Origin of the sequence: Actinosynnema sp. NPDC023794, from assembly GCF_040639675.1 — a bacterium.
GTDB lineage: Bacteria > Actinomycetota > Actinomycetes > Mycobacteriales > Pseudonocardiaceae > Actinosynnema > Actinosynnema luteola.
Genome location: NZ_JBFAFR010000008.1, coordinates 1 through 13,051 on the forward strand (window position 1 = coordinate 1; position 13,051 = coordinate 13,051).

Here is a 13,051-nt window from a genome sequence, read left to right on the forward strand (position 1 = left end):
TCCAGTAACAATCTCAAAGGAAACCTCTTGACGAGGTTCATAAATTTACTGGCTATTCGGCACGCTGTTGAGTTCTCAAAGAACACGCGCTCACCATCACGTCCCGCGTCTTACCGCAGTTCATTCCGGGGCTTTGTGTTTCCGGTGTTTCGCTTGCTGTGGTTGAACCTTAGCTCGTTCGTTTTCGCGGTGTCAAATCGGCCGGTTTCGGCTTCTCGGCTCCGCGACAAACTCGCTTAGCATTCAATTTGTATCAGTTTCCAGAGCGGAGGCAGCACGCTGTGCTGCTTATTCGTTTCTGGGAGCTTGACGCCGCAGTAGTCTACTCGGCCCGATTCGCGGTGTCAACCGCTCGTTCCGAGGTTCTTGCTGGCGACTCGGTAAAAGTTACTCATGACCTTCGCCGGTGTCAAATCGCCTGGTCAACGGCCTGCCGGAGCGGTGCGGACCGGCACGGCGACCTGCGGACCCGGTCCCTTGGGGGCCACGGGACGGGGCCGCAGCCAGAGCGAGATGGACCGCATCCCCTCCATCGCGGTGACGATCTGCTCCGGCGTGGCCGGTTCACGGGTGGGCACCGGCACCAGGTCGTAGCCCCAGATCCGGAACTCCTTCAGGACCGTGACCGGATCGTCGCCGAAACCCGACGTCGCCGTGGCGGAGAAGTCCAGGAACACGTGCGGGCGGTCCCGGCGCAGCAAGCGCACCAGTCCGGCCAGCGCGCGGTGACCGCGACCGGGCGCGTCCACCCGGACGACGGACAGCTTGCGGCCCTGCAACAACGGCACGGCCTCGAGCTCTTTGTCGAGCCTGGCCGCGCGCACGCGAGGCACGTCGTCACCGGCGCCCTCCGGCAGCGGCGCCACCGACACCCCGCCCGTCAACGCCGGTTGGGTGGCCAGCTCACCGCTGCTCTCCCACGCGGCGGCGTCCACCAGGACGAGCTGCTTCGCCACGCGCTCGGGCAAGTTGACGTCGACGTTGTGCCGCAGCAGCGCCCGAGACGACGGGCACGGCTCGACCGCGACCACCGCGCCGCCCGTGCCGAACCGGCTGAGCATGCGCACGGTCTGGTACCCGATGTACGCGCCGACGTCGAGGAAGATCCCGTCCGGCTCGACGACCGAGTCGATCAGCTCGGACAGGTCGGTCTCCCACACCCCGTTGCTGGACAGCATCGGCAGCATGAAGGCGTCGTCCGACGGCAGGCGCAGCAGGCCGACGTCGGTCAGCACGAGCGAGCTGCGCGGCACGGTGTCGCCGTGCCGTTCGTGCTCGCGCACGACGACGCGGCGCAGGGCGTCGGCGGTCTGCTGGGCCTGGTTCGCGGCGCGCAGGCCGATGTCGAGCTTGGTGTCGCGGTCCCGCAGCACGTCCACGACCTTGGACTCCAGCGAGTCGATCCGGTCGAGGGTGCGTTCGAGGGCGACGGCGAGCTTGTCGATGCGCTGGGCCAGGGCATCGCCCTGCTTGGCGCGCTTGGCGGCCTCGGCGACCACCGCGTCCTCGATCTCGCGGACCCGCCGTCCCTGACCGGCCATGTCCGCGCGGACCCGGACGACGCCGTCGTCGACGCCCACGAGCTGGTCGGCGAGGTGACCTTGGTGCTCGGCGTGCTGTTCCAGCTCCGCGCGCAGCACCTCCAGCTCGCTCAGGCCCACGCCGCTGGAGATGTCGTCCTGGCGGCGGACCAGCTCGGAGACCGTGCGCTCGACCCCGTCGACCAGGGACGTCAGCACGTCGCGCATGTGGTTGTCGTAGTGGTCGAGGACGCGCAGGACGACCTTGCGCAGCTGCGGCGCCATGGGCGTGCGACTGGCCGTGCCGACGTCGGGTTGGCGCAGCAGGGCGTGCTTCGCCGAGTGCAGCGCCTTGAGCGGGTCGACGGTCGGCGCGGGCTTGGCCCGGCGGGCGCGCCAGCCTCGGTAGGCGTGCTCGACGCGTTCGCGGAGGATCTCGCCGACCTTGGCGACGTCACGGGTGGCGCGGACGTGGTCGCGTCCCCTGGTGCCGATCGCGACGGCCGTCGGCAGGTCTTCGGCGAGGGCGCGCATGAGCTTGGCGGCGGCCTGGACGTCGGGTTCGACGCCTTGGCGGCACGGCACGAAGATCACCGCGTTCTTGTCGAACAGCTCGGCGACCGCGCCGTGGTCGGAGGTCAGGATCGGCGTGGCGCGGGCGGCGTGCTCGGCGAGGGTGTGCGCGATCCGGTCGCACGCGCCGCCCCGGTGCAGGTGGACGAGGCAGTCGACGGCCCCGAGGGTGTCGACCAGTTCGATGCGCGGGTCGGCGGCGGTGGCCAGGCGGAGCCGTTCGGCGGCTTCGGGGTGCGCGTGCGCGTTGCCGACCTCGATGCGCAGCGTCACGTCGTTGCGGTCGGGGAAGGCGGAGAGGAACGCGGAGACGGCGCCCAGCACGTTGCCCGCGCGGTCGAGGGCGTGATCGGCGAGAGCGCCGAAGACCACCCCATCGTGTGCTTCGAGGGCTTGGTCCTCGGCTTCCGGCACGGGGAGCGGGAGGACGCGGACGGTCGGGCCGCCTTGGCGTTCGAGGGTGGCGCGGGTCGTCTCGGAGGGGACCCAGAGTTCGGCGGCGTCGGTCGGCTGGTCGTCGTCGAGGAGGTAGTCGACGACGAAGCGGCTGTCCGGCACGCGTTCGGTGGTGCCGACGCGGATCACGACCGGGTAGCCGGCGGCGGTCGAGGTGGGGAGGCCGGACGCGCGGGCGGCGGCGTGGACGAGTGCGGCGATCGGGCCGGAGCCGAGGACGGAGACGCCGAGCTGGTCGTGCAGGACGGGTCCTTCGGCGCGGGGCCGGGGCACGGCGGCCACCGGCAACCGGCCCGCGGCCACGCCGACGGTCGCGCACCAGTCGCGGAACGCCGGGCCGTCCTCGCCGAACGGGTCGGGGAACTGGGTGCGGAGGGCCTGGTCGGAACGCCAGAGCGCGACGGCCCAGCGCGTGCTGCCGGGTAGGTCGGGCACGGACTCGCTCGCCCAGGCCACGAACCCCGCTCCGCCGTCCGGGCCGAAGGCGGGGGGTGGGGTGCGGCGGGTGGACGGTGACGCGGCGGCCGGGGTTGCGGCGACTGGGGTTGCGGCGACTGGGGACGCTGCGCTTGGGGAGTCGGTGGCGACGTCGGCAGCGCTGGTCGGGTCGGCGCGGTCGGAGGCGGAGGCGGAGGCGGAGGCGGAGGAAGGCTCCGCGACCTCGACGGTGCGCTCGGGGCCTTCGGCGGTGGGCTCGGGACCCTCGGCAGTCGGCGCGGCGTCGGCGGGCTCGGCGGTTTCCGGCTCGGCCTCGGCGGGGGTGGGCGCTTGGTGGTCGGTGGCCGGTTCGGCGGCGTCCGGGCCCGGCCGGCGGATCAGGTTCTCGGGCGTGGTGGCCGGCCGGGTGCCGTTCACGGCCGGCGTGGCGGCGGGGGACGGCGTGGCGGTGGTCTGCTCGACGACCTGCGCAGCGACCTGGTCGGCACCCTGGTTCGGCGCCTGGGCCGTGGCCTGTTCGGTGGTCGGGGCGGTGCCCGGGCTGAAGGCCGAGCCCGGTCGGGTCCGGGCGGCTTCGCGGTAGTCCGCGCGCAGCTCGTCCGGGATCTGGGTGCCGTCCGGCAGTTGGCCGAAGCCGTAGCGGACCCTCTGGGGCGAGTGGCCCTTGCGCACCAGTTCCGCCCGGTACGCCGTGCAGAGCTCCGCCAGGTGCGGGTGTTCCGAGAGCAGGACCCGCGGGCGGTCGGCGAAGGCGGCGGACAGCAGCCACGGCCGGTGGGGGTCGAAGCCCGCGAAGTGGACGCTGCGGACCGGCTCGCCGATCGTCGTCAACGTGCCGTCCGGGCGGCGGTGGAGGTCCCGTTGCGAGGCGTTCCACACCGACAGGCCGACCGTCGAGTCACGCAGGACGTGCAGGTTGACCAGCGCGGGAGCCATGTCGAGCACGGCCTTGGTGGCGTCCGGCGTGCGGCGCAGCTGGTCGCCGAGGGAGCGCAGGAACGGCTCCGCGCCCGGTGCGACCAGCAGGAACCCGGGGTCGAAGACGCCGGTTTCGATGAGTTCGGTGGGTGTCGGGCGCAGGCCGTCGTCCGGCAACGGCCGCAGCGCCCGCGGCACCAGGACCAGCGGGCCGCGGCGCACGGCGGCCTCGACCAGGTCGGTGAGCGGGTGGAGCACCTGCACCCACGGGTCCAGGTAGAGCACCGGCACGCCCTGGCCGAGCAGCTGTTCCAGGAGCTTGGGCCGCAGCACGCCGCACAGCTGCGACGCGGTGCAGCCGGTGGCCAGCTCGGCCAGCTCGTCCTGGCTCATCCCCAGGTCGGCGGGGGTGACGAGGCCCGGACCGGAGTTCTCCGGCAGGGCGTCGACCACCAGCGCCATGAACCTGGCCTGCGGGTGGTTGGCCAGGAACGAGCTGGACAGCACCTTCACCGCGGGCAGTTCGGCGGCGGTCGCCACCGTGCAGGCGATGAACGTGGGACGGGATTCCGGACGCGCGGGCACCTCGGTCACGGTCTGCAAACCTAGCTTCTCCGAGTGCCCGGTGTGGACCACCCGCACGGGTGTCTCCCTCACAGGACCGGCAACAGGGTGCGCAACTCGTACGGCGTGACGCTGCGCCGATACGCGTCCCACTCGGTCCGCTTGTTGCGCAGGAAGAAGTCGTACACGTGCTCACCCAGCGCTTCGGGGAGCAGTTCGGAGTTCTCCATCTCGGTCAACGCCTCGCCGAGGTTCTGGGGCAGGTTGTCGTACCCGGCGGCGCGCCGTTCGCGATCGGTCAGCGACCACACGTCGTCCTCGGCGGGCGGCGGCAGCTCGTAGCCCTTCTCGATGCCCTTGAGCCCGGCCGCCAGTATCACCGCGTACGCCAGGTACGGGTTGCAGGCGGAGTCGAGCGAGCGGATCTCGACCCGGCGCGACGACGACTTGCCCGGCGAGTACATCGGCACGCGGACCAGCGCGGACCGGTTCGCGTGACCCCAGCACACCGCCGTCGGCGCCTCGCCGCCCACGATCAGCCGCTTGTAGGAGTTCACCCACTGGTTGGTCACGCCGGAGATCTCACGGGCGTGCTTCAGCAGGCCGGCGACGAACATCTTGCCCGTGTCGGACAGCTGGTACGGGTCCTCGGCGTCGTAGAACGCGTTGCGGTCGCCCTCGAACAGGCTGACGTGCGTGTGCATCCCGCTGCCGGGCTGGTCGGTGAACGGCTTCGGCATGAACGAGGCCCGCACGCCCTGCGTGATCGCGACTTCCTTGATCACGTACCGGAACGTCATCACGTTGTCGGCCATGGTCAGCGCGTCGGCGTAGCGGAGGTCGATCTCCTGCTGGCCGGGCGCGCCCTCGTGGTGGCTGAACTCGACCGAGATGCCCATCGCCTCCAGCGCCTCGATGGCGTGGCGGCGGAAGTGGGTCGCGGTCTCGTGGCTCGTCTGGTCGAAGAAACCGCCGTTGTCCGCCGGGGCGGGCTCGCTCCCGTCGTCCGGCAGGCCCTTGAGCAGGAAGAACTCCATCTCCGGGTGCACGTAGCAGGTGAAGCCCGCCTCGCTGGCCTTGGCCAGGGTGCGGCGCAGCACGTGCCGCGGGTCCGCCCACGACGGCGAGCCGTCCGGCATGGCGATGTCGCAGAACATCCGCGCCGAGTAGTGGCTCTTGTCCGGGGTCTGCCACGGCAGCACCTGGAACGTCGACGGGTCCGGCTTGGCCACCATGTCCGACTCGTACACGCGGGCGAAGCCCTCGATGGCGGAGCCGTCGAAGCCGATGCCCTCGCTGAAGGCGCCTTCGAGCTCCGCGGGAGCGATCGCCACCGACTTGAGGAAGCCCAGGACGTCGGTGAACCAGAGCCGGACGAACCGGATGTCGCGTTCCTCGAGGGTGCGGAGCACGAACTCCTGCTGGCGGTTCATGACCCGAAGCCTAGGTAAGGACGGTTAACCGTGCGTTGCCGACTCGGCCGAACGCGCTGGGCCGTTTGCCGCTTGGAGGTGATCGCGCAGGTCAGGGACTTGCGGTGGTGTTTCGCGGTGCCCCGGGACGGCTGGATCTACGATTCACCCCATGCTCCCTCGTCGCGCCCTGATCGGGTCGCTCGTGCTCGCGCTCGTGGCGGGCTGCACGTCCTCCGGCGGCGCCGGGGCCCTGCCCGACGGGCCGGACCTGCTGGCCAAGGCGTCCGCCGGGATGAAGTCCGTGACCAGCACCCACTTCACGATCAAGGTCGACGGCGAGCTGCCGGGCGTGACCGTGAAGGACGCCGAGGGCGACCTGAACGCCGAGGGCGAGTCGCAGGGCCGGGCGAAGGTCGAGCAGTTCGGCCAGCTGATCGAGGTCGAGTACGTGCTGGTCGGGCAGGACCTGCACTTCAAGGGTCCGACCGGCGGGTTCACCAAGCTGCCCGCGGCGCTGGCGGGCCAGGTGTACGACCCGACCGCGATCCTGGACCCGGACAGGGGCGTGGCCCGCGTGCTGGCCGACGCGCGTGATGCGAGGACGGTGTCGAACGACGACGGCTTGGCGGTGGTCGAGGCGACCGTGCCGCGTGACGTGGTCGCCGGGCTGGTGCCGGGCATCGACGCGGACGTCGCGTCGACGTTCTCGGTGCAGGACGAGAAGTTGCGGAAGGCGCTGTTCACGCTGCCGAGCGGCGCGAAGGTGACGATCGAGCTGTCCGACTTCAACAAGCCCGTCACCGTCTCGCCGCCCGCGTGAGTCCGGCGGTGGGTTCCGGGTTGGGTTCCGGGTTGGGTTCCGGGGTGGGCGCGGTGGGTGCGGTCAGGGCTCGTCGGCTGGCGATCGGCGCGGGCGCGACGGCGGTGCTGCTGGGCGCGCTCGACGCGTACGTGGTCGTCGGCGTGCTCGTGGACATGGTGCGCGACCTGGGCATCCCGGTGAACCACCTGGAACGCGCGACGCCCGTGGTGACCGGGTACCTGCTCGGGTACGTCGCCGGGATGCCGTTGCTCGGGCAGCTGTCGGACCGGTTCGGGCGGCGGTTGGTGCTGCACCTGTGCCTGGTCGGGTTCGCGGTCGGCTCGGCGGTGACGGCGCTGGCGGGCGACCTGCCGCTGCTGGTGGTCGGACGGGTGGTGCAAGGGCTGGCCGGTGGGGCGTTGCTGCCGGTGACGATGGCGTTGGTCGCGGACCTGTGGGCGGCGGAACGGCGTGCGTCGGCGTTGGGCGTGGTGGGCGCGGCGCAGGAGTTGGGCAGTGTGCTCGGCACGCTGTACGGCGTCGGGTTGGCGTCGTTGTTCAACGCGTGGTCGTTCTTCGAGTCGGTGGAGCCGCAGAGCTGGCGGTGGGTGTTCTGGGTGAACCTGCCGTTGGCGGCGATCGCGATGGCGGTCGTGCAGGTGACCGTGCCGCGGTCGGTGCGGTCGTCGGTGCGGATCGACGTCGTCGGCGGCGGATTGTTGGCGTTGGCGTTGTCGTTGCTGGTCGTGGGCCTCTACAACCCCGATCCGTCGCGGTCGGTGCTGCCGTCGTGGGGCTGGCCGGCGCTCGGTGGGGCCGCGGTGGTGTTCGCCGGGTTCGTGCTGTGGGAGCGGCGGTCGTCGGTGCGGCTGCTGGATCCGGCGGGGGTGGCCATGCGGCCGTTCCTGGCGACGCTCGGTGTGTCGTTGGCGGCCGGTGCGGCGTTGATGGTGACGTTGGTGGACGTGGAGCTGTTCGCGCAGACCGTGCTGGGGCGTGACTCGGCCGCGGCGGCGGGGATGTTGGCGCGGTTCCTGATCGCGTTGCCGGTGGGCGCGCTGGTCGGCGGGTGGTTGGCGGCGCGCACCCCGTTGGGTGACCGGTGGGTGTCGTTCGGCGGGTTGGTGGTGGCTTCGGGCGCGTACGTGCTGATCGCGCAGTGGCCGGCTTCGGTGTCGTCGTTCGTGGTGGGGCGGGACCTGGCGGTGGCCGGGTTCGGGTTGGGGTTGGTGATCGCGCCGGTGTCGGCGGCGGTGCTGCGGGTCGTGCCGTCGGCGCAGCACGGTGTGGCGTCGGCCGCGGTGGTGGTGGCGCGGATGACCGGGATGCTGGTGGGCGTGGCCGGGTTGTCGGCGTGGGGCCTGCACCGGTTCCGCGAGCTGACGGCGGACCTGGACACGCCGCTGCCGTTCGGGATGTCGCCGGAGGAGTTCGCCGAGAAGGCGGCGGCTTACCGGGAAGCGCTCACGGCGGCGTTGCTGACGGAGTACCACGAGATCTTCTGGATCACGGCGGTGATCTGCGCTGTCGGCGCGGTGGTGTCGCTGCTGCTGCCCCGTTCGGGTGGTTGAGGTCTGGTTTGGGTCGCCGGGCTCAACGGTTCGGTTGGTTACCATCGCGGGGTGGCTTGGAACACCGAGGAGACGCGTCGGCGCCTGAAGGAGGCGGCGGTCGTCGAGTTCGCCGCGCACGGGTTGGCGGGCACTCGGGTGGAGCGGATCGCGGCGCGGGCCGGGGTGAACAAGGAGCGGCTGTACAACTACTTCGGCGACAAGGAACAGCTGTTCCACTCGGTGTTGTCGGACGAGTTGGCGAAGATCGCTGCGGCCGTGCCGTTCGACGCGGAGTCGTTGCGGGATGTCGGGGAGTACGCCGGGCGGTGTTTCGACTACCACGTGGCGAATCCGCATCTGGTGCGGTTGTTGCAGTGGGAGGCGTTGGCGTACGGGGACGGGGCGGTGCCCGATGAGGAGGGGCGGGCGGCGCACTACCGGCGGAAGGTCGAGGCTTTCCGGTCGGCTCAGGCGGACGGGGTGATGGTGGCGTCGCCGGGGGCCGCCGACCTGGTTTTCTTGATCATGTCGCTGTCGTCGTGGTGGTTGGCCGTGCCCCAGGTGGCCCGGATGGTGACGGGTCAGGTCGATCTGACCCACCGCCGTGCCGCGGTGGTGGAGGCGGCGCGGCGAATGGCATCTGCGCAGGTCACGACTACGCGGTAGGCTTGGTTTCGCCGAGGGGCCGGGAAACACGATCGGGTGAGCATGACCCGAGAATGTACGGAAACACTGTTACCGAACCTCGGTTGAAAACCAGCGGAACCGCCGAAACCACCCCGACCGCCCACCATCCCGACCACCCCGGTGCCGGGACCGCCGCCCACCCGACGGATGACCGCACCACGTGCACCCGCACAGCGAGTGGAACGGGTCAGGCCGAGCCGGAAGTCGGCAGGGCCGGTCAGGGGCAGCGGGCAGCGGGCGGGCCGGTCACGTGGATCGGGTGGGGTCGTGAGTCGGGCCGGGTGGGGGTTAGACGGTGGCGGGTGTGGGACTTGGGCGGGGGCCCAGGGCGAGGGTGACCGCCGCGAGGATGAGCAGGCCGGCCAGGGTCAGGCAGACGGCGGCGAAGCCGGCCGGGGCCAGGGCGGTGACGAGGACGGGACTGATGCCGCCGCCCAGGCCGACCAGGAAGCCGTAGCCCGCCAGGCCCGCGCCGCGTGCTTCGCCGGAGGCCCGGCCGACCAGGGTGACCAGCGCCGGGATGGTGACGGCCAGGCCCGCGACGAAGATCGCGCTGCCGACGAGCAGCACGGGGAGCGTGGTGGAGCCGGCTTCCAGCGCCAGGCCGCCGGCGGCGGTCAGGAATGCGGTCGGGGCGACGCGGTGGGCGCCGAAGCGCGCGATGAGCGGGCCGGCGAAGAGGCCCAGGGCGATGCCCGGCAGGCCCGGGAGGCGGAGCAGGAGCAGGTCGACGGCGTCGTGGATGCCGTAGCGCTCGCCGACGGTGGCGGTCAGGGCGGTGTACATGCCCACGAAGGTCAGCAGGAGGGTGATCCCGCCCGTGTAGGCGACCAGGAGTGACGGGCGGCGGAGGAGGGTGGCCAGGCGGGTGAACGTCGTCGCCAGGGCGGTCGGGGTCGGGCGGGGGATTTCCGGGAGGCGGGTGAGGGTGACGGCTACCGCCAGCAGCATCGGGGCCAGGAGCCAGAAGACCCAGCGCCAGCCGAGCGCTTTGTCGACGCCCAGGGCGTAGGCCTGGCCGATCACGCCGGCCAGGAGGAACGAGCCGGACACGGCGGTGATCCCGACCGCGCGGCGGGCCGGTGGGAGGGCTTCGGCGGCGTAGGCGAGTGACACGGACGGGATCGCGGCGGCGAGGAAGCCCTGGACGGCACGGGCCGCGAGCAGTGGGGCGAAGTCGGTGGACGCGCCCGCGATCGCGCAGGCCACGGCGCTCAGGGCGAGGCCGAGAGCCATCACGTGACGACGGTCGTAGCGGTCGGAGATGGTGCCGAAGAGCAGGTTGCCGGCGGCGAACGCGAAGCCGAAGCCGCCACCCACCCACGCCGCGGTGGAGAGGGTGATGCCGTAGCGCTCGGCCACGCCCGGCAGCAGCGGCACGGTCAGGTAGAGCTGGCCCACCGCCAGGATCACGGCCGCCACCAGGACCGTCACCACAACGGGTGTTCGGGCCACGGACCAGCGTTGACGGCTCGGCCGGCCGTCGGAGTGCTCAAGACCGCGGTTCATGGGGTGAGGGTGGGGGTTTGGCGGAGAGGTGGCCAACGCGCGCTCCGAAGGTCGGCGAGGGTGGGCGGGAGGGGGTGAGGAAGAGAGGGGCGGAAGAAGTCCAACTGAGGCGTTGGAATTAAGGTAGGCCGGAGTGGCGGTGAACTCCAACGGTGGAGATGGAATGTGGGCCGCGTCACCGGAGGGTGGGCGGCGTCACTCGAAAGGTCGGTGTGGGGCCGTGGCGGCTGCGGGTGGGGGTCGGGGGACGGACCATGGCCGCATGACGCATCCCGATGCGAACGCCGCCGGGCCCGAGGCGAGCGCCGCTGGTCAGGCTCGGCGTGCTGAGGCGAAAGGTGGCCACGGGCGCGGGTTGTGGATCGCCTTCGGGGTGATCACGCTGGCGATCGGGCTGGCGATCCTGCTCTGGCCCGGCCTGACGCTGCTGACGGCGGCGGTGCTGTTCGGCGTGCAGATGCTCGTCACCGGCGTCTTCTGGCTCGCCGCCTCGTTCTCCGCGGACGAGACGGGACGACAGCGGTGGCTGTTGGCGGTGGCCGGGTTGTTGGCGCTGGTCGCGGGCATCCTGTGCCTGCGCTCACCGTTCCAGACCCTCGCGGTGCTGGCGCTGTTGCTCGGCGCGACCTGGGTCGTCGGCGGGGTGGCCGAGATCTTCCACGGGTTCGGCAAGAGCGGGTGGGCGGTGCTCTCCGGGGCCGTCACCGCGATCGGCGGGATCGTGGTGCTCGTCTGGCCGGTGGCGAGCCTGATCGCGCTGGCCTGGCTGCTCGCCGTCGTGCTGATCGTCTTCGGCGCGATGTCCATCGCGGGCGCGGTCGGCGCCGATCGCACGCCGAAGGCGGCGAAGGCGACCGCGCCCACCGGCACGGCCGCCACCGCGTGACCCGTCCGGTCAGCCCTCGCGCCAGCCGCTGGTGATGGGCAGCCTGCGGTCGCGCCCGAAGGCCTTGAACGTGATCTTGGTGCCCGGCGGGTACTGGCGGCGCTTGTACTCGGCCTTGTCGACCATGCGCAGCACCTTGTCGACCAGTTCGTGCGAGAACCCCATGGCGATGAGGTCGCGGTAGCCCTTGTCGCCCTCCACGTAGTCGTCCAGCACCGAGTCGAGCAGCTCGTAGTCCGGCAGCGAGTCGGCGTCGACCTGGCCGGGACGCAGCTCGGCCGACGGCGGCTTGCTGATCGAGTTCTCCGGGATCGGCGGCAGCTCGCCCAGCTTCTCGGCCTGCGCGTTGCGCCACCGCGCCAGGTCCCACACCAACGTCTTGAGCACGTCCTTGATCGGCGCGAACCCGCCGACCGCGTCGCCGTAGATGGTCGAGTAGCCGACGGCCAGCTCGGTCTTGTTGCCGGTGGCCAGCACCAGGTGACCGTGCTGGTTCGACAACCCCATCAACGTGACGCCGCGGCACCGAGCCTGGACGTTCTCCTCCGCCAGCCCGGTCAGCCCGAGCTGGTCGACGAAGACACCGACCATGTCCGCGATCGGCTGCTCCGAGTAGTGGCAGCCGGTGCGCTGGGCCAGGTCGTAGGCGTCGGACTTCGAGTGGTCCGACGAGTACACCGACGGCATGGACACGCCGTACACGTGGTCGGCGCCGAGGGCGTCCACCGACAGCGCGGCCACCACCGCCGAGTCGATGCCGCCCGACAGCCCGAGGACGACCGAGCGGAAGCCGTTCTTGTGCACGTAGTCACGCAGGCCGGTGACGAGCGCGTGCCACACCTCTGCCTCGTCGGACAGCGGTTCGGCGGGCTCCGGCACGGGCAGCGGGTCGTACGCCGGGAGGGGGTCGTCGGTCAAGGATCGGCGGTGGACCACAAACCCGCCGTAACCACCTTCCGTGCGGGGCGCGCCGCCGGGGAGGTCGAGGTCCAGCACGACCAGGTGCTCCACGAACTGGGGCGCACGGGTGATCAGCGAGCCGTCCGCCGACACCACCATCGTGTCGCCGTCGAACACCAGCTCGTCCTGCCCGCCGATCAGGTTCACGTACGCGAGGGGGGCGCGCGCCTCGACCGCGCGCCGCGCCACCAACGGCAGCCGCGCGTCGTCCTTCTTCCGCTCGTACGGCGACGCGTTCGGCGAGACCACCAGGTCCACGCCCGCCTCGCCCAGAGCGGCGATCGGCCCGCCGTCCTGCCACAGGTCCTCGCAGATCACCATGCCGACCTCGACGCCGTGCACGCGCACGACGTCCAGCGCGTCGCCGGGCGTGAAGTACCGGCGTTCGTCGAACACGCCGTAGTTCGGCAGGTGGTGCTTGTGCTGCCGGGCCACCACCTCGCCCCGGTGGAGCACGGCGGCGGCGTTGCGCATGCCGCGCTCGTCGCGGTCGAGGTAGCCGACGAACACCGCCAGCTCACCGCACCCCGCGTCGTCCAGCCTGGTCGCGAGCGCGGTCAACGCCTCCTTGGACGCCTCCGCGAACGACACGCGCAGCGCCAGGTCCTCGACCGGGTACCCGGTCAGCGCCATCTCGGGGAAGACCGCGAGGTGGGCGCCCGCCTCCACGGCCTTGCGGGACCACTCGACGACGAGTTCGGTGTTGCCCGCCAGGTCGCCGACACAGGCGTTGACCTGGGCGAGGGCGAGTCGGAGCTGTGGCATGAGGG

The 13,051-nt window shown here is 71.5% G+C and carries 8 protein-coding genes; 4 read left to right on the forward strand and 4 right to left on the reverse strand.

Features of this window, described 5'->3' with window-relative positions:
* Positions 1-422: 422 nt before the first annotated feature.
* Positions 423-4,547 (reverse strand): FkbM family methyltransferase, encoded by a 4,125-nt coding sequence (locus AB0H12_RS18885; RefSeq protein WP_499624128.1) that lies wholly within the window; start codon positions 4,545-4,547, stop codon positions 423-425.
* An 11-nt stretch (positions 4,548-4,558) separates the two neighbouring features.
* The gene (locus AB0H12_RS18890; protein ID WP_053715424.1) at positions 4,559-5,902 is read right to left on the reverse strand and encodes a glutamine synthetase family protein; all 1,344 of its coding nucleotides are present in this window, start codon (positions 5,900-5,902) and stop codon (positions 4,559-4,561) included.
* A gap of 151 nt (positions 5,903-6,053) precedes the next feature.
* On the opposite strand from AB0H12_RS18890, the gene AB0H12_RS18895 reads away from it, so the two are divergent.
* From AB0H12_RS18895 to AB0H12_RS18905, 3 genes are read left to right on the forward strand one after another with little or no spacing between them, the layout of a single operon-like run.
* Entirely contained in the window at positions 6,054-6,704 is a 651-nt protein-coding gene (locus AB0H12_RS18895) for an LppX_LprAFG lipoprotein (protein ID WP_499624129.1), read from the forward strand.
* Between the two features lie 53 nt (positions 6,705-6,757).
* Entirely contained in the window at positions 6,758-8,257 is a 1,500-nt protein-coding gene (locus AB0H12_RS18900; RefSeq protein WP_499624130.1) for an MFS transporter, read from the forward strand.
* 51 nt (positions 8,258-8,308) lie between these two features.
* The gene (locus tag AB0H12_RS18905; RefSeq protein ID WP_499624131.1) at positions 8,309-8,905 is read left to right on the forward strand and encodes a TetR/AcrR family transcriptional regulator; all 597 of its coding nucleotides are present in this window, start codon (positions 8,309-8,311) and stop codon (positions 8,903-8,905) included.
* A gap of 309 nt (positions 8,906-9,214) precedes the next feature.
* On the opposite strand, the gene AB0H12_RS18910 is transcribed toward AB0H12_RS18905, so the two are convergent.
* Entirely contained in the window at positions 9,215-10,435 is a 1,221-nt protein-coding gene (locus AB0H12_RS18910) for an MFS transporter (RefSeq protein ID WP_499624132.1), read from the reverse strand.
* A gap of 262 nt (positions 10,436-10,697) precedes the next feature.
* Here AB0H12_RS18910 and AB0H12_RS18915 point away from each other — a divergent pair, with 262 nt between their 5' ends.
* Complete coding sequence (locus tag AB0H12_RS18915; RefSeq protein ID WP_499624133.1) at positions 10,698-11,321, forward strand: HdeD family acid-resistance protein; 624 nt, start codon at positions 10,698-10,700, stop codon at positions 11,319-11,321.
* A gap of 9 nt (positions 11,322-11,330) precedes the next feature.
* Here the strand turns inward: AB0H12_RS18915 and AB0H12_RS18920 are convergent, their stop codons facing one another.
* Positions 11,331-13,046, reverse strand: a complete 1,716-nt coding sequence (locus AB0H12_RS18920) for an NAD+ synthase (RefSeq protein WP_499624134.1) — start codon at positions 13,044-13,046, stop codon at positions 11,331-11,333.
* Positions 13,047-13,051 lie beyond the last annotated feature (5 nt).

Coding starts and splice junctions, on each gene's coding strand:
- AB0H12_RS18890 (WP_053715424.1), bottom strand. CDS start 5,902: ATGAACCGCCAGCAGGAGTTCGTGCTCCGCACCCTCGAGGAACGCGAC.
- AB0H12_RS18895 (WP_499624129.1), top strand. CDS start 6,054: ATGCTCCCTCGTCGCGCCCTGATCGGGTCGCTCGTGCTCGCGCTCGTG.
- AB0H12_RS18910 (WP_499624132.1), bottom strand. CDS start 10,435: ATGAACCGCGGTCTTGAGCACTCCGACGGCCGGCCGAGCCGTCAACGC.
- AB0H12_RS18915 (WP_499624133.1), top strand. CDS start 10,698: ATGACGCATCCCGATGCGAACGCCGCCGGGCCCGAGGCGAGCGCCGCT.
- AB0H12_RS18920 (WP_499624134.1), bottom strand. CDS start 13,046: ATGCCACAGCTCCGACTCGCCCTCGCCCAGGTCAACGCCTGTGTCGGC.